Source organism: Streptomyces spinosisporus (assembly GCF_022698145.1).
GTDB lineage: Bacteria > Actinomycetota > Actinomycetes > Streptomycetales > Streptomycetaceae > Streptomyces > Streptomyces spinosisporus.
Genome location: NZ_JALDAX010000019.1, coordinates 135,634 through 158,149 on the forward strand (window position 1 = coordinate 135,634; position 22,516 = coordinate 158,149).

21 protein-coding genes are annotated in these 22,516 nt (G+C 71.8%); 13 read left to right on the top strand and 8 right to left on the bottom strand.

The genetic code is table 11. The features are described from left to right. Positions 1–101 precede the first annotated feature (101 nt). The 3 genes from MQN93_RS36105 to MQN93_RS36115 all read left to right on the top strand — a co-directional run bounded on the left by MQN93_RS36105 (position 102) and on the right by MQN93_RS36115 (position 1,847). Entirely contained in the window at positions 102–959 is an 858-nt protein-coding gene (locus MQN93_RS36105) for a DMT family transporter (RefSeq protein ID WP_242712855.1), read from the top strand. Between the two features lie 164 nt (positions 960–1,123). Then, the gene (locus MQN93_RS36110) at positions 1,124–1,480 is read left to right on the top strand and encodes an ANTAR domain-containing response regulator (protein WP_242712856.1); all 357 of its coding nucleotides are present in this window, start codon (positions 1,124–1,126) and stop codon (positions 1,478–1,480) included. 28 nt (positions 1,481–1,508) lie between these two features. Beyond that, the gene (locus tag MQN93_RS36115; protein WP_242712857.1) at positions 1,509–1,847 is read left to right on the top strand and encodes an STAS domain-containing protein; all 339 of its coding nucleotides are present in this window, start codon (positions 1,509–1,511) and stop codon (positions 1,845–1,847) included. A gap of 33 nt (positions 1,848–1,880) precedes the next feature. Here MQN93_RS36115 and MQN93_RS36120 read toward each other — a convergent pair whose 3' ends face one another. Then, positions 1,881–2,678, bottom strand: coding sequence for an acyltransferase (locus tag MQN93_RS36120; protein WP_242712858.1), 798 nt, complete (start codon positions 2,676–2,678; stop codon positions 1,881–1,883). A 477-nt stretch (positions 2,679–3,155) separates the two neighbouring features. Here MQN93_RS36120 and MQN93_RS36125 point away from each other — a divergent pair, with 477 nt between their 5' ends. From MQN93_RS36125 to MQN93_RS36145, 5 genes are all read left to right on the top strand, one after another. Then, positions 3,156–4,328, top strand: a complete 1,173-nt coding sequence (locus tag MQN93_RS36125) for a DUF4097 family beta strand repeat-containing protein (protein WP_242712859.1) — start codon at positions 3,156–3,158, stop codon at positions 4,326–4,328. Next, positions 4,325–4,798, top strand: coding sequence for an RDD family protein (locus MQN93_RS36130; protein WP_242712860.1), 474 nt, complete (start codon positions 4,325–4,327; stop codon positions 4,796–4,798). The genes MQN93_RS36125 and MQN93_RS36130 overlap by 4 nt, the downstream gene beginning before the upstream one ends. Before the next feature lie 192 nt (positions 4,799–4,990). Then, positions 4,991–5,410, top strand: coding sequence for a DUF7144 family membrane protein (locus tag MQN93_RS36135; RefSeq protein WP_242712861.1), 420 nt, complete (start codon positions 4,991–4,993; stop codon positions 5,408–5,410). Positions 5,411–5,463: 53 nt separating this feature from the next. After that, positions 5,464–7,200, top strand: coding sequence for a SulP family inorganic anion transporter (locus tag MQN93_RS36140; RefSeq protein WP_242712876.1), 1,737 nt, complete (start codon positions 5,464–5,466; stop codon positions 7,198–7,200). Positions 7,201–7,315: 115 nt separating this feature from the next. Beyond that, a complete protein-coding gene (locus MQN93_RS36145; RefSeq protein ID WP_242712862.1) occupies positions 7,316–9,889 on the top strand; it encodes a winged helix-turn-helix domain-containing protein in 2,574 nt (857 codons plus the stop codon). Between the two features lie 60 nt (positions 9,890–9,949). On the opposite strand, the gene MQN93_RS36150 is transcribed toward MQN93_RS36145, so the two are convergent. From MQN93_RS36150 to MQN93_RS36160, 3 genes are all read right to left on the bottom strand, one after another. Continuing rightward, entirely contained in the window at positions 9,950–10,375 is a 426-nt protein-coding gene (locus tag MQN93_RS36150) for a LuxR C-terminal-related transcriptional regulator (RefSeq protein WP_016434031.1), read from the bottom strand. Positions 10,376–10,449: 74 nt separating this feature from the next. After that, on the bottom strand, positions 10,450–10,701 hold the full coding sequence (locus MQN93_RS36155) for a DUF8691 family protein (protein ID WP_016434032.1): 252 nt from the start codon (positions 10,699–10,701) through the stop codon (positions 10,450–10,452). Positions 10,702–10,765: 64 nt separating this feature from the next. After that, entirely contained in the window at positions 10,766–12,115 is a 1,350-nt protein-coding gene (locus MQN93_RS36160; protein ID WP_242712863.1) for a diacylglycerol/lipid kinase family protein, read from the bottom strand. 159 nt (positions 12,116–12,274) lie between these two features. Here MQN93_RS36160 and MQN93_RS36165 point away from each other — a divergent pair, with 159 nt between their 5' ends. Continuing rightward, complete coding sequence (locus MQN93_RS36165) at positions 12,275–12,808, top strand: gamma carbonic anhydrase family protein (protein WP_016434034.1); 534 nt, start codon at positions 12,275–12,277, stop codon at positions 12,806–12,808. A 37-nt stretch (positions 12,809–12,845) separates the two neighbouring features. Here MQN93_RS36165 and MQN93_RS36170 read toward each other — a convergent pair whose 3' ends face one another. From MQN93_RS36170 to MQN93_RS36180, 3 genes are all read right to left on the bottom strand, one after another. Next, positions 12,846–13,505 carry a DedA family protein gene (locus MQN93_RS36170; protein WP_242712864.1) on the bottom strand — a complete coding sequence of 220 codons (660 nt, stop codon included), beginning with the start codon at positions 13,503–13,505 and terminating at the stop codon, positions 12,846–12,848. An 83-nt stretch (positions 13,506–13,588) separates the two neighbouring features. Then, complete coding sequence (locus MQN93_RS36175) at positions 13,589–15,145, bottom strand: carboxylesterase/lipase family protein (protein WP_242712865.1); 1,557 nt, start codon at positions 15,143–15,145, stop codon at positions 13,589–13,591. A gap of 49 nt (positions 15,146–15,194) precedes the next feature. Further along, entirely contained in the window at positions 15,195–17,108 is a 1,914-nt protein-coding gene (locus MQN93_RS36180) for an RICIN domain-containing protein (RefSeq protein ID WP_242712866.1), read from the bottom strand. Between the two features lie 262 nt (positions 17,109–17,370). On the opposite strand from MQN93_RS36180, the gene galU reads away from it, so the two are divergent. After that, positions 17,371–18,318: a UTP--glucose-1-phosphate uridylyltransferase GalU gene (gene galU / locus MQN93_RS36185; protein WP_242712867.1), complete on the top strand. Its 948-nt coding sequence runs from the start codon at positions 17,371–17,373 to the stop codon at positions 18,316–18,318. Positions 18,319–18,379: 61 nt separating this feature from the next. Here galU and MQN93_RS36190 read toward each other — a convergent pair whose 3' ends face one another. Then, entirely contained in the window at positions 18,380–18,832 is a 453-nt protein-coding gene (locus MQN93_RS36190) for a DUF4442 domain-containing protein (RefSeq protein ID WP_199786535.1), read from the bottom strand. A 70-nt stretch (positions 18,833–18,902) separates the two neighbouring features. Here MQN93_RS36190 and MQN93_RS36195 point away from each other — a divergent pair, with 70 nt between their 5' ends. The 3 genes from MQN93_RS36195 (at position 18,903) to MQN93_RS36205 (ending at position 22,348) form a co-directional block, all read left to right on the top strand. Next, positions 18,903–19,829, top strand: coding sequence for a DUF8017 domain-containing protein (locus MQN93_RS36195; RefSeq protein ID WP_016434040.1), 927 nt, complete (start codon positions 18,903–18,905; stop codon positions 19,827–19,829). A gap of 75 nt (positions 19,830–19,904) precedes the next feature. Beyond that, the gene (locus MQN93_RS36200; RefSeq protein WP_016434041.1) at positions 19,905–20,957 is read left to right on the top strand and encodes a DUF8017 domain-containing protein; all 1,053 of its coding nucleotides are present in this window, start codon (positions 19,905–19,907) and stop codon (positions 20,955–20,957) included. Between the two features lie 71 nt (positions 20,958–21,028). Next, complete coding sequence (locus tag MQN93_RS36205) at positions 21,029–22,348, top strand: MFS transporter (protein WP_242712868.1); 1,320 nt, start codon at positions 21,029–21,031, stop codon at positions 22,346–22,348. Positions 22,349–22,516 lie beyond the last annotated feature (168 nt).

A 22,516-nucleotide genomic window follows, 5' to 3' on the forward strand; every position in this document is an offset into this window, starting at 1 on the left:
CCTTATCGAGCGAGGCCAATATTATGGATGACTGGGTGCACTTCACTGAACTATGGTGTGGTGTACCCGATCGTTCACCGAACTGTACTGCGAGGCGACCCGTGACAGCATTCTTCGCCCTGGCCACGAGCCTGTTGTGGGGGCTGGCCGACTTCGGCGGCGGGATGCTGACGCGACGCACCCCTGCGCTCACGGTGGTCGTCGTCTCGCAGACGATCGCGGCGGCCGTGCTCGGCGCGGTCGTGGTGGCCACGAGCGGCTGGAGCGAGGCCGGTCCGCGGCTGTGGTTCGCCTTCGCGGCCGGCCTGGTGGGACCGGTGGCGATGATCGCCTTCTACAAGGCGCTCGCCCTGGGCCCGATGGGCGTGGTCTCGCCGCTCGCCACGCTGAGCGTGGCGGTTCCGGTCGGCGTGGGTCTCTTTCTCGGCGAGCGGCCCGGTCTGCTGCAGGTCGCCGGGATCGCCGTCGCCGTCACCGGGGTGATGCTCGCGGGCGGTCCACGCCTCGGGGGCGCCTCCGTGCAGCGGCGGACCGTGCTGCTCACGCTGGTCGCGGCGGGCGGTTTCGGCACGGTGTTCGCGCTGATCGCGGAGGCCTCCACGACCGTCACCGGGCTCTTCCTCGCCCTCTTCGTGCAACGCGTGACGAACGTGGCCGCGGGCGGCATCGCTCTGTACGCCTCCGTCAGGCGCGGCGCCGAAGCCTTCCCGGAGGGCGGTTTCCCCTGGGCCTCCCTTCCCGCGTTCGCCTTCGTCGGCCTCGCGGACGTGGCGGCCAACGGCACGTATTCGGTCGCCGCCCAGCACGGCCCGGTCACCGTGGCCGCCGTCCTCGCCTCGCTCTACCCGGTGGTGACGGCCCTGGCCGCCCGCGGCTTCCTCAGAGAACGGCTCCTCGCCATCCAGACGGCGGGCGCCGGACTCGCCCTGATCGGCACATTGCTGCTGGCCACGGGCTGACAATCTTGTCTTTGTAACAAAACCCACAGCTCAGCATGCGCTCGGCCTGCGACGGGCTGATCCTTGTGGGGGAGCAGCGGCATCGGGTGGTGGCCTTGCTGCCCCGACGGCTGCCCCGCGTGTACGGCACTCACGGGAGGGGCAGAGACGATGAATGAACCGTCGTGGATCCCTGGACCCTGGAGCCCGCCGTGCGTCACGATGCCGAACCAACCTCGGGGACCGAGCAGGTCGTCGAGGCCCAGAGTGCGCAGATCCACGATCTTCAGTCCAAACTCGGGCAACTGGAGAACGCCTTGGAGTCACACGCCGTCGTCGATCGCGCGACGGGCGTGCTGATCGCGGTCGGACGGCTCTCGTCCGACGAGGCCTGGGACGTCCTCCGCGAAACGTCCATGAGCACCAACATCAAGCTCCGCCATGTGGCGGCGCTCGTCGTTGCCTGGGGCAGAACCGGTCATCTCGCGACGGACATCCAGGGCGAGCTGTCGCGAAGACTGAACCTCCACGTCACTGAGTGAAAGCGCCGGACACAGCTCGGAGACACGCATGCAGTTCAGTGAACACGCGCCGACCGGACCCGAGGTCGTCCAGTACGAGAGGGCGGGCGCCTGGGTCGTCGTCGCCAACGGTGACTACGATCCCAATTCCATCGCACCCATCGAAGAGGCGCTGGAGACGGCGGCAGAGAAGCGCGAGCGCGTCGTGGTGGACGCGGCAGGCCTCACGTTCGCGGACTCGACCTTCTTGAATCTGCTGCTCCGCATCCATCAGAGAACGTCACTCGGCATCGCCGCACCCGCACCACAGCTCCGGCGCATCCTGGAGCTCACCGGCGCGGACGAAGTCCTCGACGTACGGGACACGGTCGAGGACGCGGTCAAGTGACCGGGCGCGCGGCGCGCGACGGCCGACGGGACGTCAGCCCTCGGCGTCCAGTTCCGCCAGCCTGGCCGCCGCCTCCTCGTCCAGTTGCGCCAGCCTCGCCACCGTCTCCTCGTCCAACTCCGAGAGGGCGAGGAGCTCTTCGGGGGTGACGCCGTCGGGTATCGGCACCGGGGCGGGGGTCCGCAGCGGGGGCTGCCAGCCCTCCGTGGGCGTCCAGCGGCGTACGACCCGGGCGGGTGCGCCCGCAACGACGGCGTGGTCGGGTACGACGCCCCGGACCACGGCGCCCGCGGCCACCACGACGTTCCGTCCGATGCGCGCGCCCGGCAGGATCACGGCGCCGGTGCCGATCCAGCAGCCGGGGCCGATCTCCACGGGTTCCATGCGCGGCCACTGCTTGCCGATCGGCTGGTGCGGGTCGTCGTAGGAGTGGTTCGTGGAGGTGACGTAGACGTACGGCCCGAAGTAGCAGTCGCTGCCGATGGTGACCGAGGTGTCGGCGATGACATGGCTGCCGCGGCCCAGGACGACGCCGTCGCCGATGCGCAGGATGGGTTCGGCGCCGAGGTCCAGGTCGGGCATGAGGCCGGCGGTCAGGGTGACCTGTTCGCCGACGATGCAGTGGGCGCCCAGGTGGATCCAGGGCTCGCCGAAGACGGTGCCGAGCGGGAAGGCCAGCCTGGTGTGCACACCCAGCGCGCCGAAGCGAAAGCGTCCCGGGTGCTCCGCGGTGACCGAACCGGTGCGCTGCACCCAGGCCCAGCCCGCATGGACGGCGCGCTGCATGAGGCTTCGCCGCCAGGATGAGAACGTGTTCTTGCGCTTCGGCACCCGCTCACGGTACTCAGCGCCGGGTGGGGGGATGCGCCCTGGACGCTGTGATCTTCACCCCACCGGGGCAGTGGGGCGCGGGTCTGGAGCAGCGGGCATCTGGGGAGCGGCGCGGGGGGGAACCGGCAGAGCGGCACGGGCGCGCTTGCGGAGCGGCATGGGAGCACCGGCAGAGCAGCACGGGCGCGCTTGCGGAGCGGCATGGGGGGTGGCGTGTCGGCGGAGCGGCACGAGAGCGCTTGCGGAGCGGCGCGGGAGCACCGGCAGAGCGGCGCGGGCGCGCTTGCGGAGCGGCACGGGAGCACCGGCAGAGCGGCACGGGAGCACCGGCAGAGCGGCACGGGCGCGCTTGCGGAGCGGCATGGGGGTGACGTGTCGGCGGAGCAGCACGAGAGCCCGGTGGAGCACGCGCCCCCGGTGCCCGGATCACCCGTAGCGGATGAGGCGGCCGCGCTCGGGCTGTGGTGCGGTGCAGAGATGACCAGGCTCAGCCTCGTGAACCCCTTCGACGCCGCCGAACGGATGGCACGGTACGCACTGGGGGCCGCGGGCGCCCTCGCCGACCGCCTGATCCCCGCCGTGACGGCCCCCATCCTGAACCGCCTCGACCTCAACGCACTTGCCGCCCGCATCGACGTCAACCTCATCGCCGCACGACTCGACGTCAACTGGATCGCCGACCGCATCGACGTGATGCGCGTGGCCCGCCGGGTTGACGTCGACCTGATCGCCGACCAGGTCGACGTGGACCGAGTGGCCGACCGGGTGGACGTCGCGCGGGTCGCGCGGCGGGTGGACGTGAACGAGGTGGCGGCCCGGCTCGACGTCGACCGCGTGGCCGACCGGGTGGACGTGACGCGGGTCGCGGGGCGGGTGGACGTAAACGAAGTCGCCGCACGGCTCGACGTCGACCAGGTCACCGAGCGGGTGGACGTAAACGCGATCGCCGCACGACTCGACGTCGACCAAGTCGCCGACCGCATCGATGTCAACCGGGTCGCCCAACGAGTCGATGCCGACCTCATCGCCGACCAAGTCGACGTCAACCGCGTCGCCGACCGAGTGGACGTCGAACGGATCGCGGGACGGGTGGACGTAAACGAAGTCGCGGCGCGGCTGGACGTCGACCAGGTAGCCGAGCGGGTGGACGTTAACGCGATCGCCGCACGACTGGACGTCGACCAAGTCGCCGACCGCATCGACGTCAACCGCGTCGCCGACCGAGTGGACGTCGAACGGATCGCGGGGCGGGTGGACGTGAACGAAGTCGCGGCGCGGCTCGACGTCGACCAGGTCGCCGACCGCATCGACGTCAACCGAGTCGTGGAACGTGTCGACGTCGACCGAGTCGTTGCGGGGATCGATGTCGATCGGATTGTTGCTCGGGTGGATGTGGACGCTGTGATCGACCGGGTCGATCTGGTTGCGCTCGTTCGGGCTGTCCTGGAGGAGATTGATCTGGGGCGGATCGTGCGGGAGACCGGCGGGGGCATGGCCGAGGAGACGGTGGATGCGCTGCGGGTGAGGAGTATGCGGGCCGACCGGATGGTTAATCGCGTCGCCGATCGGCTGCTGCATCGGCCCGGCGTGGTTCCCGAAGTTCCCGAACGCGTCGACGGTCTCGTACCGCCGCATGGGCAGCCCCCGTGACCCGCGCCGCGGAGCGGGCCGTGGCCGTGGCGCGTCCGGGCGCCGAGCCCCGGAGCGACACCGCGGGAGTCGTGTCGCGCTGTCTCGCGGCCCTGGTCGACGTGGTCGTGGTTGTGGGCATCGGCCTCGGCGCGCAGCTCGCGTTCGGCGGGGTGCGGCTGTTCGTCACCGGGCCGCCCTTCCGTATGCCCGACCTCTCCGCATGGCTGACGGGTGTGCTCGGTTGGGCCGTCGCGGTGCTCTACCTGGCCGTCAGTTGGACAGTGACCGGCGGCACCGTAGGCGACCGGCTGCTGGGGCTGCGCGTCACCGACCGCGCAGGCCGGCTGCTCGGCATCACCCGCGCACTGCTGCGGGCCGTGCTGTGCATCGCCCTTCCCGTGGGCCTGTTCTGGATCCCCTTCAGCCGGCGTCACGCCTCGCTCCAGGACGTCATCGTGGCCGGCGCCGTGCGCTACCACCACTTCTGACCCGTGGACCCCATCCGCAACGCACCCCACCCGCACACCCCATCCGCAACACCAAGCCACACCGTTCCAACAGCCCCCTGTCGACCGCCCACCCGTCCTCACCCTTGCGAGGTGACGCCCGCAGTACGTGCCCGGAGTAGGTGTGGAACAAGTGCCGCCACCGGCGGCCGACCCCAGGACGGAGGTCCTGCCATGACCACCACCACGCAGCACCAGCGCTCGGAGGGAGTGCGGGCGGCCGCGAGCGGTCTGACGATGTTCGCCGCGGTGATGCTCGTCATGTGCGGCATGCTCGACATCTTCCGCGGCATCATGGCGATCGCGGACGACGAGGTCTTCATCAACACCCCCCACTACGTCTTCAGGTTCGACCTGACCAGCTGGGGCTGGATCCATCTGGGCCTCGGCGTCGTCGCGATGGCCGTCGGCATCGGCCTGGTCGTGATGCAAAAGTGGGCGCGGATCATGGGCGTGGGCGTCGCCGCGCTGCTGATCATCGGCAACTTCCTCGACATCCCGTACGCCCCGCTGTGGTCCGTGACCTTGATCGCGCTGTACGGCTTCATCATCTGGGCGCTGTGCGTGGTGCAGCCCGACTCCGAGTCCTACTAGCCGCAAAGGCGCGGCCCTGAAGGAGAACAGGCCGGGGGGGAGGGCAGGCGCTCCTGGCCTACCGGCGCGCATGGCTGGTCAAGGACGTCGTCGCGGGCACCGTCCTGACCACGCTGCTGGTCCCGCAGGGCATGGCCTACGCGGAACTGGCGGGCCTGCCCGCGATCACCGGCCTGTACACGTCGGTGCTCTGTCTGCTGGCGTACGCGGTCTTCGGACCGTCACGGATCCTGGTGCTCGGCCCGGACTCCTCGCTGGGCCCGATGATCGCGGCGACGATCCTGCCGCTGATCGCGTCCGGCGGTGACAGCGGCCGGGCGGTGGCGCTCGCCTCGATGCTCTCCCTGATGGTGGGCGCCCTCACGATCCTGGCCGGGGTGTGCAAGCTGGGCTTCATCGCCGACCTCATCTCCAAGCCCACCATGATCGGCTATATGAACGGGCTGGCGCTGACCATCCTGATCGGGCAGCTGCCGAAGCTCTTCGGCTTCAGGACCGACGCCGACGGCCTCGTCGACGAGACCCGCGCCTTCGTACGCGGCCTGGCCGACGGCGAGACGGTCGGCGCGGCCGTGGCGGTGGGCGTCGCCGGGATCGTGCTGATCCTGGTGCTGCAGCGGTGGCTGCCCAAGGTGCCCGCGGTGCTCGTCATGGTGGTGTCGGCGATCGCCGCGACCTCGGTCCTCGACCTGGGCCGGCACGGCGTGAGCCTGGTGGGCGAACTGCCGCAGGGCTTCCCGCCGTTGACCCTTCCGCAGGTGGGGTGGGGCGATCTCGGTCCGCTGTGCGCCGGAGCGCTGGGCATCGCCCTGGTGTCCCTCGCCGACGCCATCTCCAACGCCTCGGCGTTCGCCGCCCGCACCGGCCAGGAGGTGCGCGGCAACGAGGAGATGACGGCGATCGGCGCGGCCAACGCGGCGGCCGGACTGTTCCAGGGCTTTCCCGTCAGCACCAGCGGATCACGCACGGCGGTGGCCGAACGGGCGGGCGCCCGAAGCCAGTTGACGGGGAGCGTCGGGGCGGGCCTGATCGTGCTGATGCTCGTCCTGCTGCCCGGCCTCTTCCGCGACCTGCCCCAGCCGGCGTTGGCCGCCGTCGTGATCACCGCCTCGCTGTCGCTGGCCGACATCGCGGGCACGCGACGGCTGTGGCACCAGCGCAGGGCGGAGTTCCTGCTGTGCATGGCGGCCTTTCTCGGCGTGGCGCTGCTCGGGGTGCTGCCGGGTATCGCGGTCGCCGTCGGGCTGTCGATCCTGAACGTCTTCCGGCGTGCCTGGTGGCCCTACAACACCGTGCTGGGCCGGGTGCCGGGCCTGCCCGGCTACCACGACATCCGCTCCTACCCCACGGCCGAGCATCTGCCGGGCCTGGTGATCCACCGCTTCGACGGACCGCTGTTCTTCGCCAATGCCAAGGCCTTCCGCAACGAGATCATGCGGCTCACCCGCCGTGAGCCGCAGCCGGTGTGGGTGCTGGTGGCCGCCGAGCCCGTGACGGACGTGGACACCACCGCGGCCGACGAACTGGAGGAGCTCGACGAGGCGCTCGACGCGCAAGGGGTGAGTCTGGTGTTCGCCGAGCTCAAGGACCCGGTCCGGCGCAAGATCGAGCGCTATGGGCTGACCCGGACCATCGACCCGGCCCACTTCTTCCCGACGATCGAGGCCGCGGTCGCCGCGTACCGCGCCCGGACCGGGGCGCAGTGGATCCCGGCCGCCGCGGATGCGGACGGCCAGTCCTCACCCGCCATGGGTGAAGCACCGGGGCTGCTGCCACGCACACCCGACTGAACATTGAACAGAAGTCACCCGGGTGAGATCAGGCCCGAGCGATGTGCCTCCCGCATCCGCGCGGCCACACTCGTCTGACGTGCACCAGACGGCTTGGAGAGCGAGGTGCCCGGCGATGGACGAGTGGACGGGGCGGCAGCGGCCGCCGGACGCACGCGTCGCCTCCACAGCGGTTGGGCTCCCGAGCCAGGTCGGTGTCCCACCCCTGCCGGCCTGGCTCGTGCCGCGTCCCAGGCTCACGGACCGTCTCGCCCGCGGTGTTCTCGGGCCGTTGACCGTGGTGGTGGGCCCCGTGGGCGCCGGAAAGTCCGCGCTGGCCGTGGAGTGGGCCCACACCCACAGGGCACCCGGCCCCGTCGCCTGGGTCACCTGCGACGGCGCGGAAGAGGAACCGGACGTCTTCTGGTCCCGGGTGCCAACCGCGCTGCGCGAGGCGGGCGTCGACCTGCCGCCGTTCCCGGACGCACTGCAGCCGGAGACGGAACTGCCCGGGGCGGTCGTGCGGGAGGCGGTCGCACGGGAGACGGGGGCACGGGCGGCGGCAGTACGGGATGCGGTCGTACGGGAAGCAGTCGCGCGCGAGACGGCCGTACGGGATGCGGTCGTAGGCGAGGAGGCCGTACGAGAAGCCGTCGTGCGCGAGGCGCCGGCCGGCGAGGAGGATGTGCCGCATGGTGATCCCGGTGGCGATCCCGGTGCCGAACAGCCCCTCCTGGTCGCCTCGTTGGCCGCCGCGCTCGCCGCGCGGAAGGAGCCGGTCGTCCTGGTGCTGGACGACTTCCAGCCGGAGACCGGCTCGCCCGTGGCACGCGGGACCGCGCGGCTGCTGCGGCACGCGGGCCCGGTGCTGCGGCTGGTGGTGCTCTCGCGCCGGGACCCGCCGCTGCATCTGCACCGGCACCGGCTGGCCGGCGAACTGACCGAACTGCGCACCGCCGACCTCGCCTTCGACGACCGGGAGACGGCGGCGCTGCTGGCCCAGCACGGCGTGGAGGTGTCCCGGTCGGCCGTCAGCACGCTGCGCGAACGCGCCGACGGCTGGGCGGCGGGGCTGCGTCTGGCCGCCATGTCAATGGCCGAACACCCGCATCCCGAACGGTTCGTGGCGCAGTTCGCGGGCGACGACGAGGCGGTCGTCAGCTATCTCGTCGAGGAGGTCCTGGACGGACAGAGCCCCGAGATGCGCAGACTCCTGGTGGCCACGAGCGTGCTGGACCACCTCAACGCCGAACTGGCCACCGAACTCGCGGGCAAGGAGGCCGGTGCGCAGTTCCCGGCGCTCGTCGAGCACAACTCCTTCCTGCAGTACGCCGGGCGCGGCTGGTACCGCTGCCACCGCATGTTCACCGACGTCCTACGGGTGCGTCTGCGCCACGAGGCGCCGGATCTGATCCCCGGGCTGCACCGCAGGGCCGCCGTCTGGCTGGGCGAGCACGGGCTGCTCGCCGAGGCGGTGTGCCATGCACTGTCCGCGGGCGACCGGCGCTACGCCGGCCGTCTGGTCGTCCATCAGCTGGCGATCGGAGACGTACTCGCCCTGACCGACGCCCGGTTGCCCGGCGAGCTGGTGCGACCGCCCCTCGCCGACACGCTGCCGCCCGCGCAGTCGCCGGACGCCGAGTGCGCCCTGGTGGCCGCGGCCGTCGCGCTCCGGCGCGGCGAGGAGCCGGTCTGCGCCGAGGCCCTGGAGCTGGCCGACAAGCTGCTCACGGAGCTGCCGCCGGACGAGAGCGACCGGATCGCCCGCTGCCGGCTGACGCACGCCGTCATCCGCATGGTGCGGGACAGGTGCCGCGATCCGCAGGCCGCACGTCTGGCGGCGGCGGACGCCGAGCAGCTCTTCGCGCGGATGCCGCACGGCCTGCCGGCCGGCCGCCCCGAACTCAAGGCGCTCGCCTTGTCCATCCGCGGGCGCGCCGAACTGCGGGAGGGCACTCTCAAGGCGGCCGAGGCCTCCCTGACGGTCGGGCTGAAGGCCGCGGGTGCCGTCGGCAGCGGTGTGCTGCGCCGCGAGTGCCTGGCCGAACTCGCGCTGCTCGAAGTGCTCCGCGGACGGTTCCGGGTCGCGGACGAGCTCGCCGGGCACGCTCTGCGAGCGCCGCGGCCCGCGGGTTCGCCCGAAGACCCGTCCGCGGCGGCCCTGCATGTCGTACGGGCCTGGGTCTGTCTGGTGCGGTACGAGTGCGCGCGGGCGCGCGGCGAACTCGCCCTGGCCCGCAGCGCCCTGCGCTCGGCGCCCGATCCGTTCGTGGCCGGGGTGGGGTCGCTCGTGGCCCAGCTTCTCTGCGCGCTGGAGGGCGGGGCGCCGCCGTCGCCCGAGGCCGTGGCCGCCCTGCCGGACTCCGCCGACTGGCTCGCCGAGGACCTGCGCAGGCCGGTGCGGCAGGCGTGCGCCGCCTCGGTCTGTGCGGCGCGGGTCCACACGCTGAGGGCGTCGGGGGCCGACGGGCGGGCTCTTCCGCCGGGCCCCGGCGAACAGGACGACCGTCCGCCGGTCGAGCAACTGAGCGCACGGGAGTACGACGTCCTGCGGCGGCTGGCGCAGATGATGACGACCGAAGAGATCGCCGCCGACCTGTATCTGTCGGTCAACACGGTCAAGACGCATCTCAAGGGCGTCTACCGCAAGCTCGCCGTGACCAGGCGATCGGCCGCGGTACGGCGAGCCCGCGAGCTCGAACTGCTGTGAGTGCGGCGGGACTTGAGAGTGGGGTGATGGTCTCTTCGGGAGGACCCTGATTGCTGGGGTTCACAGGAGTCCCAGTTGCCTCGCCCGGTCCAGGGCCTGGGTGCGCGAGGAGACACCGAGTTTCCGGTACACCGCGCGTGCGTGGGTCTTCACCGTGTTGTGGGAGATGAAGAGGTCCAGACCGATCTGCCGGAGCGGCACGTCCTCCTGGAGCCGTACGAGGACACTGTGTTCACGCTCCGTCAAGTGCTGGGCCGCCGCCTCGTCCACCGGAACGTCCGCACTGCGCGGATCACGCAGCGCGCTCGCGATCTCCACGAGGGTGTCCGCGACCCACACCAGGCAGGTCGCCACCGCGGTGTCCGCCCCGGGTACGTTGCGGCCGAGGGCGCGCAGCTGCCCGTGCAGAACCGACGCCCGACGGACGTCGGTGGCCGGGGAGTTCGCGCTCTTCTGCCGTGTCACACGGCCAAGCACCGCAGGCATGTCCCTCACCTCCTCGGCGGGTGGGTGGTACACGCCCAACGGTGCAGGCTCGGCTTCCGGGGCGGAAGGGGGTCTTACGGCCCATTCAGCCGTCGGACCTCGACGAGTTCCAGTCCGAGGGCCTGGATGCGGTCCAGGATGCCGTACAGGGCGGCCTGGTCGAGTCCGGCGCCGTGCAGGACCGTCTCCGGCGGGTTGACCGTCACCGTCAACTCGGCGAAGGCGGACCGGAAGGCGCTGCCGACCCTGCCCTTGATCCGGATCTCGAAGTCGCCGCCGGCCCGCGCCCCGCCCCGCTCAGGTCCGCGCTCGTCTGCCGTGCCCATGGGAGTCACCTCCGCTGCCGCGACCCGGGTACGCCCACCATCTCCCGGGTCCCGGCACGGCACATCACACGACCGGGGTGACGGCGCCGGCCGAGGCGTCACCCCGCCCACCACGCACCGCCGGCAACGCCATCCGGACAACCCGTCCCCACTCGAGCCGGGGCTTCGGCGTGCGCATCCCCGGGCGGTGGCGTGGCACCAGGACTCGTAGTGCGTGGGGACGGATCGTGCAGCGTACGGGGACGGGGAGCATCAGGGCCTCGCCGTCGAGGCCGGCCGGGATCGAGGGGCGGTCCGCGTCGACGACCACCTCGGTGGCCGTTGCACGGGTCAGGCCGGTGGCGCGGGTGCCGCGGAGCAGTCCTGCGGCCTGGGCGGCGTTGGTGACGTTCACGCCGACGGCGCCCAGCACTGCGGTGTCGAGGCGGGCGCGGCGGCCGAGGCCCGCGATGTCGCCGGTGCCGTAGGGGTTGTTGCTGACGAGCAGGGCCTGTGGCGCGGTGAAGAGGGTGTCGCCCGCGACGGCGGTCAGGGTGGCGCCCTCGTGGCCCAGGAGCAGATCGGGGAGGAGTTCCAGGGTGGTGCGGGTCTTCTCGCCGCGGTAGGCGGGGCTCTGCACGACCTCGGCGTAGGCGCCGAACGAGACGTTGTTGACGAAGGGGCGCACGCCCGCCCGGCCCAGGTCGACCCTGAGTTCCACGCCGTCGCGCAGGGCGTCCAGGGCCTTGGCGGGATCCTCGCGGTCCAGGCCGAGATCGCGGGCGAAGTGGTTGCGGGTCCCGGCGGGGATCACCAGGAAGGGGACGCCGAGCGAGGCGGCGACGTCCGCGACCAGGGCCTGGGTGCCGTCCCCGCCCGCGACGCCGAGCAGATCGGCGCCCTCGGCCGCGGCCTTGCGGGCGAGCTCGGACACGTCGGTCTCCCCCGGCCCCTCCAGGAGCAGCACCCGCGCGCCCAGGGACTCGGCCTTCTCGCGCAGCCCGAACCGCTCGACCTTGCCGCCGCCCGACCGCGGATTCATGATCAGCACGGCGTGGCCGACCGGCGGCGCGGGATGCTCCGTCGGCCGCAGGGACGCGTCGGCCCGGACGAGGGCGCTGCGGCCTGCGCCGAGCGCCGGCACCCACAGGGCACCGGCCACCGCGACGACCCAGGCCAGGTGGGCGCTCGTGTACGACACGACGACCCAGACGGGCGCGCCGACCGCGAGCAGCGCCGCGAACAGGCGGGACGGACCCCGCCGGGTCAGAAGCCACCACACGGCGGCGACGGTCATGACCGTACCGGCGAGCCCCACCGCCAGCAGGCCGAAGGTCTTCAGCCCCGCGAACACGGCCAGGACGAGCACCGACGCCGTGGCGGCCGCCAGTGACGCCCGTGCCGGCCGGCGCTGCCCCGGCGTCGTGTTGTCCATGCCCTCACGGTCGGGCCGGGCCGCCCGCCGCGCATCACCCTCGGCAGGTGACCCGCGGTCGGCGGCCACCCGCGGCGGGTGACGCCCGGCCCCGGCGCGCTGCTCAGGGGGTTCATCGCCTACGGTGCGGTGTGAACCGACGACGAGGAGAGGGCGGCCATGACGCACAAGGCGTTGATCACGGGGATCGGCGGCAGGGAACCGAGGATCGACGACGAGGCCTTCGTGGCACCCACGGCGTCGGTGATCGGCGATGTGACGCTGGAGGCCGGGGCGAGCGTCTGGTACGGCGCGGTCCTGCGCGGTGACGTCGAGCGGATCTCCGTGGGCGCCCAGGCCAACATCCAGGACAACTGCACGCTCCACGCCGACCCCGGCTTTCCCGTCAGCATCGGTGCACGGGTGTCCGTGGGGCACAACGCCGTGGTGCACGGGGCCACCGTCGGGGACGACTGTCTGATCGGCATGGGCGCCACCGTGCTCAACGGAGCCGTCATCGGCGCGGGCTCGCTCGTCGCCGCGCAGGCCCTGGTGCCGCAGGGGATGCAGGTGCCGCCGGGGTCACTGGTGGCGGGAGTACCGGCCAAGGTGAAGCGGGAGCTGACCTCCGAGGAGCGCGAGGGTGTCACGCTGAACGGCACCTTCTACACGGAACTCGCGAAGGCGCACCACGAGGTGCACGAGAAGCCGTAGGAACCTCGAAGGAGCCGGCCGGGCGTCGGCTTGCGGCTCAGTCAACCGCCGGTACGGTCTCCGCCTCGGCCGGCTCCTTCGCCTCCCGATGCGCGGCCGCCTTCTTCGCCCTGCGCTTGATCATGAGCATGGAGGTCAGGCCGATCAGGACCGCGATCGCCAGGCCCAGGTAGGAGAACCTCTTGAGCCAGTCCTCGGCGACGACGCCCACGTAGTAGATGACGGCCGTCGTGCCGCCCGCCCAGCAGATGCCACCCAGGAGGTTGGCGGTCAGGAACTTCCAGTACGGCATGTGCAGCACGCCCGCGAGCGGCCCGGCGAAGATCCGCAGCAGGGCGACGAAGCGGCCGAAGAAGACGGCCCACATGCCCCACTTCTCGAAGGACCGCTCGGCGGTGGCGACGTGCCCCTCGCTGAAGTGTCTCGGGAACTTCTTGCCCAGCCAGGCCAGCAGCGGCCGTCCGCCCTTGCGGCCGATCGCGTAGCCGATGGAGTCGCCGATCACGGCCCCGGCGGTGGCGCAGGCGCCGAGCACGATCGGGTTGACGCCGGAGTGGTGGGAGGACAGCAAGGCGGCCGAGACCAGGACGATCTCGCCCGGCAGCGGGATGCCCAGGCTCTCCAGGCCGATGACCAGCGCCACCACCGCGTAGACGGCTCCCGCCGGTACCGTGTCGAGCCATTCCTGGACGTGCAACGCCGGTCCTCCCGTTGTGTGACCCTTTGCTCCTGCATTCCCGGCGCGCGCCGCATCGGGCGCACGCCGGGAAGCCTACCGGGTCACTGTGCCGGAGCGCCGTCCCACAGATCACACCGATGGTCCTCGTGGACGGATCCGCTCAGGGTGTTTCCGCCCTCGGAGGCGGTCTTCAGGGAGAGCACCACGCCGGGACGACCGGGCATCGCGGGCTGCCCCTCGGCCCGCGGGACGCCGGTCCGCACGAAGGAGCCCCAGTACTGCACCATCTGCCGCGACAGCGCCCTCTGCTCGGCGTTCAGCGGCGAGTCCAGCCCGAAGTGCTTGAAGAGGTACTGGATCTCGTTGACGTGGGTCGCGCCGAAGTCGAAGTCGGTGTGCAGATCGCGCAGGGAGGCGAAGGGCGGGGAGGTGCGGTCGGCGAACTCGTACGAGTAGACCGGACCGCGGGCGGCGAGCAGGCCGTCCAGCCGCAGCGCGGAGCAGCTGAACAGGGTGTCGCCGAGCGCGGTGGCGTAGGCGATGGTGGGCGTCGGATAGGCGGCGAGCGGGTAGCGCCGCAGGGCCTCGTCGCCGAAGCTGTCGCGCATCACCCCCGGGTACTGCTCGGCCGTCAGGGGTGTACCGGCGAGGTCGAAGGAGGAGAAGGCGAACAGCCGCCCCTCGTCCTTGTTCGAGCCGTTGATCACCGGCACCCGGGACGCCGTCCCGTTCGCGATCGCCTGCTCGGGCTGCACCGGCAGGAAGGCGCCGCCGACCACCGGTGCCCAGTCGAAGCCGCCCTGGGCCTCGAGGATCTCCCGGGCCGGTTTCCCGCGCAGACACGCGACGGTCGCGCAGCCGAGCTTCTGGGCGAAGGCGGCTCCCTGAGCCACCGCGTCCTGGTGCGTACGTGCGCCGCAGTCGCCGTAGGCACCGCTCTCGATGATGCCCGCGCGGAACAGGCCCCTGGCCGTCGGCGAGGCGAGCTGGGTGCAGACCGAGCGGCCGCCGGCCGACTCGCCCGCGATGGTGACGCGGGCCGGATCGCCCCCGAAGCGGCCGACGTTGGCGCGCACCCAGCGCAGCGCGGCCTGCTGGTCGAGCATGCCGAAGTTGCCGGAGACCCCGTCGCGCGCCTCGTCGTCGAGACCCGTCGCGGCGAGGAAACCCATCGCGCCGAGGCGGTAGTTGACGGTCACGACGACCGTCCCCGTCCGCCGGGCGAACACGTCCGGTACGACGTCCTGTCCGGCTCCGGCGGTCAGCCCGCCGCCGTGGAACCAGACCAGGACCGGGCGCCGGGCGGAGCCCTCGGGGACGTACACGTTCAAATCGAGACAGTCCTCGGTGTACGAGGGCTGGTCGTAGCCGGGGTCCCAACTCGCGTTCTGTACGCATTTGTTGCCGAAGTCCCGTGCGGGGCGCACCCCGTGCCAGGGCCGCACGGCCCGCGGTGCGCGCCAGCGGAGTGCGTCGACGGGCGGTTCGGCGTACGGGATGCCGAGGAACTGCCGCCCCTCGGCGGTGACTTCGCCACGCACCAGCCCCGCCTCGGTGCGGACGACGGTACCCCCGCCCGCCGACGCGGCCTGCGCGGCCGGTACGGGAGCGACGAGCGCCGCCACGAGGGCGATCAGGCCGATGACGACACGGCGCATCACTTGTTCACCTCCGGTGCGTGGGGGTGCGGCGGGAAAACTAGAACCGTCAGTGACTCGCGTCAATCAAGCGGACGGGAAACGGCCGGATGCCGACACGTGGCGGGGCCGCGGTGTCCACGGAGGACGCCACGGTGTCCGCCGCGGTGGTAACCGTGCCCAACACGTCGGCCTGCAGGGTGTGTACGCCGGCGAGTGGTGTCTCGGACCGTGCGGAGGGTGCGGTGTCGTCGCCGACCTGGGCGAAGCGCACCTCGTACGACTCTCCTGCGGAACTGTCCGGCGGGAACTGGAAGTTGGGCGACTTCGGCGTGCTGCCGGGAGAGTCCTGACGCTCGGAGTGAGCGCCCTCGCGGGATCCACCGTTGCCGTCCCTGTCACCGTCCGCGTCACCGTCCCCGGCGTCCAGCACCCACCGCTGCCCGACGGAACCGTCCCGCGCCATGACCACGACCCGCGCCGCTGCCGCGCCCGTACCGGGTGCGAGGAGGAGCCCGTCGCCGTCGCGCAGCAGGAGTTCGCCGCGGACGGTGAGGTCGTAACGCATCTCGCCGCCGTGCACCGGGCAGCCGACGAGCAGCACCGACGGCTCGGCGGCCGAGCCGGAGTCGAGACACAGGGCGGGGTCGGCGCCGCTGCGCAGCAGACCGTCGGCCTGGTACGACCATTGCTGGGAGGCGTCGGAGGAGCAGGCCGCCAGTACGGCCGCCGCGCCGGAAACGGCCTCGCCGCCGCCGATGTCGAGACAGCGGCCGGACGCCGGGTTGCGCAGTCTGCCGTGCCCGATCTCGACGGGCCGCCCCACGGAGGCGGCCGACGGGGAGCCGTCGGCAGAGCTGCCGCTCGCGGAGGTGGCACCCGTGGAGATGCCGCCCGTGTAGCTGCCGTCCGCGGAGCTGCCGTCCGCGGAGCGCGACGGATGCTGCGAACTGCCGCCCTGCGCACCCCAGGTGGCCCCGGGGCCGGGAACGCCGTTGTCGTCGGTCCAGCCCTTGCTGACCAGAACGGTGGCGAGCAGGGCGAGGGCCGCCACACCGACGCCCACGGCGACCGCCGTGGTGTGCCTGCGCGACGGGCCCGGGCGGTGGCGTCCGATGCCGTCGGGCCGCAGGGGGCCGCGTCCGGCGGTCAGTGGCCTGCTGCCGCCGCGGCGGGGACGGGAGTCGAGATAGCGCCGGGCTCCCCAGCCGAGCACGGTCTCGGCGAGCAGTTCCTCGAGGCCGCCCTCGAAATGGCTGAGTTGTTCGGCGGCGTGACGGCAGTACCGGCATGCCATCAGATGCTGCTGGACATCGGGGAGCAGGGCGCCGCCCCGGCGTATCGGAACGTCCAGGAGGCGGTTGTAGAAACGGCATTCCTTGCCGGGCGCGAGTTCCCCGTGGGCGCGTACACAGCCCGCCCGGAATTGCTCGCGTGCCTGGTCCAGGGCGGCTCTCGCGGTGCCCGGATCCACCCCCAACAGACCAGCCGGTACGGATATGGGCTCCGCCTCCACCTCGGTGTGCCACAGCAGACATTGCGAGGCTCCCGGAAGGGCACCGAACGCCCGCTCCGCGAGGCGCCGCCTTTCCGGGGTCACGGACCGCGCGGCACGCAGTCCGCGCCCTCCGGTCGGTTTGCGGAGTTCCGGCAGAAGAACGGAAATACCGTCATCCGCCGCCCACTCCTTGACCGTGTCGCGCACGGCGGTGAGGAGTTGTGGCCGCAGCGCGCCGTCGGCCGGCCGCCCGAGGACCCGCTGGAACGCGGCGGCCGCGGCCATGGACGCCGGATCCTCCCCGGACGCACAGCAGATGACGGCGTAGTCGAAGGCCGCGCGCCAGTGCCGGGCCAGCAGCAGCGCGGTCGCACGGCCGCTGTCGGGGCCCTCGGTCAGCCGTGCGAGGAGATCGCGGTCGGACTCGGTGGCGCCCGATCCCGGGCGTGGCGGGTACGGCGGTCGTGGGGGGTGAGGGGATTGCACTGAACCAATTCCTTCCGAGCCGCAGGACGGTGGAAAGCGCATCCGTGGGTCCGCTATGGGGCCGCTCACTTTCGCACAATTGACGCACAGGAAACAAGAAGTTCGAGTGACTCCTGTTCAAAAAGCGGAAACTTCAAATAAGTTACCGGCGGTACCCGCACCCGCATTCGAAATACACCGAATCTCCACCGCCCGCGTACCCACAGCGAGTTCCGAAGTTTCTCTCGGCCTGCTCTCATCGGCGTGCGCCAGCATGGGCCGCATGACCTCCCCCCACTCCTCTGCCGGCACCCCCGCACGCGCCGTCCGCAAGGCGGTCGTCCCGGCCGCCGGACTCGGCACACGTTTCCTGCCCGCGACCAAGGCAACTCCCAAGGAAATGCTGCCGGTCGTCGACAAGCCGGCCATCCAGTACGTCGTCGAGGAGGCGGCCGCGGCCGGTCTCGACGACATCCTCATGGTCACCGGCCGCCACAAGCGCGCCATCGAGGACCACTTCGACAGCGCCTTCGAACTGGAGCAGGCGCTCGCGGCCAAGGGAGACGCCGTACGCCTGGACGCCGTGCGCGACCCTGCCCGGCTGGCCGGCATCCACCACATCCGCCAGGGCGAGCCCCTCGGCCTCGGGCACGCGGTCCTGTGCGCCCGCCGCCACGTCGGCGACCAGCCCTTCGCGGTCCTGCTCGGCGACGACCTGATCGACCCGCGCGAGACACTGCTGAGCCGGATGCTCGACGTGCGCGACCGCCACGGGGGCAGCGTGATCGCCCTCATGAAGGTCGCGCCGGAGCAGATCCATCTCTACGGCTGCGCGGCCGTGGAGACCACCGGCGAGGACGATGTCGTCCGGGTCACCGGTCTGGTGGAGAAGCCGTCGCGCCGGGACGCACCGAGCAGTTACGCGGTCATCGGGCGCTACGTCCTCGAACCGGCCGTCTTCGACACCCTGGAGCGCACCCCGCCCGGCCGGGGCGGCGAGATCCAACTCACCGACGCCCTACGGGAACTGGCCACGAGCGGCACGGTGCACGGCGTCGTCTTCGACGGACTGCGCTACGACACCGGCGACAAGGCCGACTATCTGCGCACGGTGGTCCGCCTCGCCTGCGACCGGGACGACCTCGGCCCCGAATTCGTCGCCTGGCTCAAGGAGTTCGTGGCCGCACTGGACGGCGGCACCGTCGGCGAACACAGCCGACCGGCGGCCTGATGGCCCACCGAAGGCCCGGGAACACCGCACACCCCCGGGCCTTTTGCACGCGCCGGGGCGCTCAGCCGTTGGGGCGCAGCGTCCACACGACGGTCATCTCGCCGGTGACGGCGTCGTCCGCGCGCCGGATCTCGATCGACACCGGGAACTCGGGGCGCTCCCCCGCGTCCAGCTCCGCGACGACGTCGGCGGCGGGACGGCCCAGGGTGGCGGTGGCGGTGACGGCACCCATCGCCAGCTTCTTGTACGCGATCTCGGCGCTCACCGCGAGCGGCACGGCCCGCGCGAGCTGCTCCCCGAACGCGGCCAGCACGATCGCCCCGCTCGCGGACTCCCCGAGCGTGAACATCGCGCCGGCGTGCGGCCCGCCCACATGGTTGTGGTACTCGCTCTGGTCCGGCAGGGCCACGACGGCCTTCTCCGGCGTGGTCTCCAGGAACTCGAGGTTCAGGGTCCGGGCCATCGGCACGGTCGCGGCGAGCATCTCGCCGATCGACATCTGGTCTGCGCTCATGAGGGGAGGTTACCCATGAGTAGCCTCCACTGACCAGACGTGTTCGATGATCGTCGTATCGTTACGACCCATGTGGCCAGGACAGCAGTCGCCGGGGGACGGTCAGCAACCGCAGCAGCCGGCCCAGGGCAACCCGTACCAGCAGCCCGGATACCAGCAGCCGAACCCGTACGCCGCCCAGCCGCCGACCGTCGCGGCCCCGGCGCCCCGGCCGCCGGGCGGCGGCCGCACCAAGGTGATTGCCATCACAACAGCAGCCGTCGTCGTGGTGGCCGCCGCGGTGACCGGGGCCGTGGTGCTGGGCGGCGGCAGCGACGACGGGGCCGATCCGGGGCCGACCGCGACCTCGGCATCACCCACCTCGTCGACCGACCCGCGGAGCGGCGACGCACCGAAGCCCACCGTCGCCGGCTGGCAGGTCGTGGTGAACCCCGACGCGGGCATCGCCTTCGACGTACCGGCCAACTGGGCCCTGCAGTCGCCGGGTTGGGTGTCGTACGTCGCGGAGGACGACGATCCCGAGGACAAGCCGCTCGTCGCCATGAAGGCGCCCGCCCTCCTCAAGGAGAAGTGGTGCACCTCCGACGACGACAAGGACGGCCAGGTCGACAACACGCCCCTGGCCAGCGTCGGCACACGGAAGAACAACGGGGCCAGGAGCACCGAGGAGGCGGCCCGCTCGGACGCGGCGGCCTGGGTCTACGGCGCGTACGCCCAGCCCGACCACAAGAAGGTCACCACCGGTCCGGTCACGGCCTTCACCACCGCTTCCGGCCTGGTCGGCAGCGTCGCCACCTCGCGGTCGGCCGGGGTGACGAAAGCGCACAAGTGCGACTCCGACGGCAAGGCGACGACCTTCGCCTTCAAGAACGGCGAGGGCGACTTCGCGTCCTGGTCGTTCGTCGGCGCGAGGGGGGTCGGCGAGGAGGTCCCGGACGCGACGGTCAGGAAAATCCTGGGCACCGTACGTCTGTACACGCCTCCCGAGGAATCCTGAGGGCCCTGTTTTGCTACGGCCTCGACGAGCCACAGTGACCGAATCGTGTCCGGGACGGCACTAGGGTGGCTCTTCATGTGGCCAGGACAGCAGCCGCCCGGGGGCGAGCAGAATCCGCAGGGGCAGAACCCCTCTGCGCAGAACAACCCGTACCAGCAGCCGGGGTACCAGCAGCCGAATCCGTATCAGCAGCCCGGGTACCAGCAGCCCAACACCTATGGGCAGCAGCCGCAGTGGGGCCCGCCCGGCGCGCCGGGCACCCCGCAGCCTCCGACCGGGGCCGGCGGCAGCGGTGGCGGTGGCGGCAACCGGACGAAGCTGGTGGCGATCGTGGCGGCCACGGCCGTGGTCGTGGCGGCGGGTGTCACCGGCTTCCTGGTGCTCGGCGGCGACAACGACGACAAGGCGGACGGCGGCTCGGGCAAGAAGGTCCGGCAGTCGCCTCCCGCGTCGTCCGAGGCGAGCGCCTCGGCGTCCGGTTCGGACGACAACCCGCGTGGCGGCGAGGGCCTGAAGGCGACCATTCCGGGCTGGAAGGTCGTCGTGAACCCCAAGTGGGGCACCGCGTTCGACGTACCGGCGGACTGGGAGATCGAGTCCCCCGGTACGACCATCGGCTTCGAGGACGACAGCAAGGACCCGGGCAGCAAGCCGCTCATCGTGATGTCCGCACCGGCCTACTACAAGTCCAAGTGGTGCACCTCGGACGCCAACAAGGACGGCACGTCGGACGACACGGCGCTCGCCGCCGTGGGCACCAAGGGCGCGGACGGTGCGAAGAGCACCGACGAGGTCGCCGTGAACCAGGTGCCGTGGTGGGTCTTCGGTGGCTACACCCAGCCGGACAAGAAGAGCCTCACCTTCGACAAGAAGGCCAAGAAGTACACGACGGCCGCCGGCATCACGGGCAGCTACGCCTGGGCCCGCTCGCACAACAGCCCGCAGATCGGCAAGTCGAAGTGCGCGAGCGACGGCAAGGCCATCTCGTTCGGCTTCAAGAACTCCGCGGGCGACTTCGTGGCCTGGAATCTCTACGGCGCGACCGGCGTCAAGGGTGAGGTCCCGGACAAGACGATCATGAAGATCCTGAGCACCGTACGGCTGTCCGGCGAGCCGACCGGCGGCTGAGTTGTCGGTCTGCCCCGGGGCGGGGCCTTATCGGTTTGTCCTGGGGCGGGGTCGCTGGCCATAGTTCGGAAGTGACCAAACACTCCGCCTCCGCTCCCGGCCGGTCGCGTCCCGCGTGGGCGGGACGCAACTACGGCCTGTTGACCGCCGCCGCCGTGATCACCGGCCTCGGTGGCAACGGCGCACTGATCGCCGCCGCGTTCGCCGTGCTGGACGCGGGCGGCGACGGCGGGGACGTGGGTCTGGTGGCCGCCTCCCGCACGCTGCCGCTCGTGGTGTTCCTGCTGATCGGCGGAGCGGTGGCGGACCGGCTGCCGCGGCATCGGGTGATGGTCGCGGCCAACGCCCTCAACTGCCTGTCGCAGGCCGCCTTCGCGGTCCTCGTCCTCACCGGGCACCCGCAGCTGTGGCAGATGATGCTGCTGACCGCGCTCGGCGGCACCGGTCAGGCGTTCTTCGGCCCGGCGGCCGAGGGCATGCTGATGTCGTCGGTCCAGGGGGAGCAGGCGAGCCGCGCCTTCGCGGTGTTCCGGATGGCGATGCAGGGGGCCGGTCTGGGCGGCGCCGCGCTCGGCGGTGCCATGGTCGCCCTGGTCGGGCCCGGCTGGGTGCTCGCGGCGGACGCGGCGGCGTTCGCGGTCGCCGGGGCGCTGCGGTCCTTCATCGACGTCAGCCATGTTCCGGCGCGCGCGCCCGGTGGTGGGCTGCTCGCCGATCTCCGGGACGGGTGGCGGGAGTTCACCGGCCGTCCGTGGCTGTGGGGCATCGTCGTCCAGTTCTCGATCGCCAACGCCGTGGTGGGCGCCGCGGACGCCGTCTACGGCCCGCTCGTCGCCCGCGACGACCTGGGAGGAGCCGGACCGTGGGGCCTGGCTCTCGCGTTCTTCGGCGCGGGCACCGTCTGCGGCGCCCTGCTGATGACCCGCTGGAAACCGCGCCGCCTCCTCCTCGCGGGCACCCTGTGCGTCTTCCCGATGGCCCTGCCCTCCGCGGCACTCGCCGTCCCGGTCCCCGTGGGCGTGCTGTGCGCGGTGATGCTGTTGTCGGGCACTTTGGTCGAGGTGTTCGGGGTGTCGTGGATGACGGCCCTCCACCAGGAGATACCGGAGGACAAGCTCTCCCGGGTCTCCGCCTACGACTGGTTCGGCTCGATCGCCCTGGTGCCCTTGGCGACGGCTCTGGCGGGCCCCTCGGAGGACGCCTTCGGCCGCACGGCCTCCTTGTGGGGCTGCTCCGCCCTGGTCGTCCTGGTCACGGCCGCGGTCCTGTGCGTCCCGGACGTACGCAACCTCCGCCGAACCACCAGACCGATCCTGAACCACACACCACCGCCCACAGAGGACCCGGCAACCCCCGAACACCGGGAACGCCCCGTCGCCGGGCCTGGGTAACCGCACGTACCCCACAGCCCCGCACCGGCTACGCCCCCGACGACGAACCGCCGCATCTCGCCGCCCACAACCGACCCGAACACCCCGCCCGGCGGCCCCGGCGACGAACCCGCGCCCTCGTCCCGCACCGGTTACGCGTCGGCGACCAACCTTCGAACCCCGCCCCCG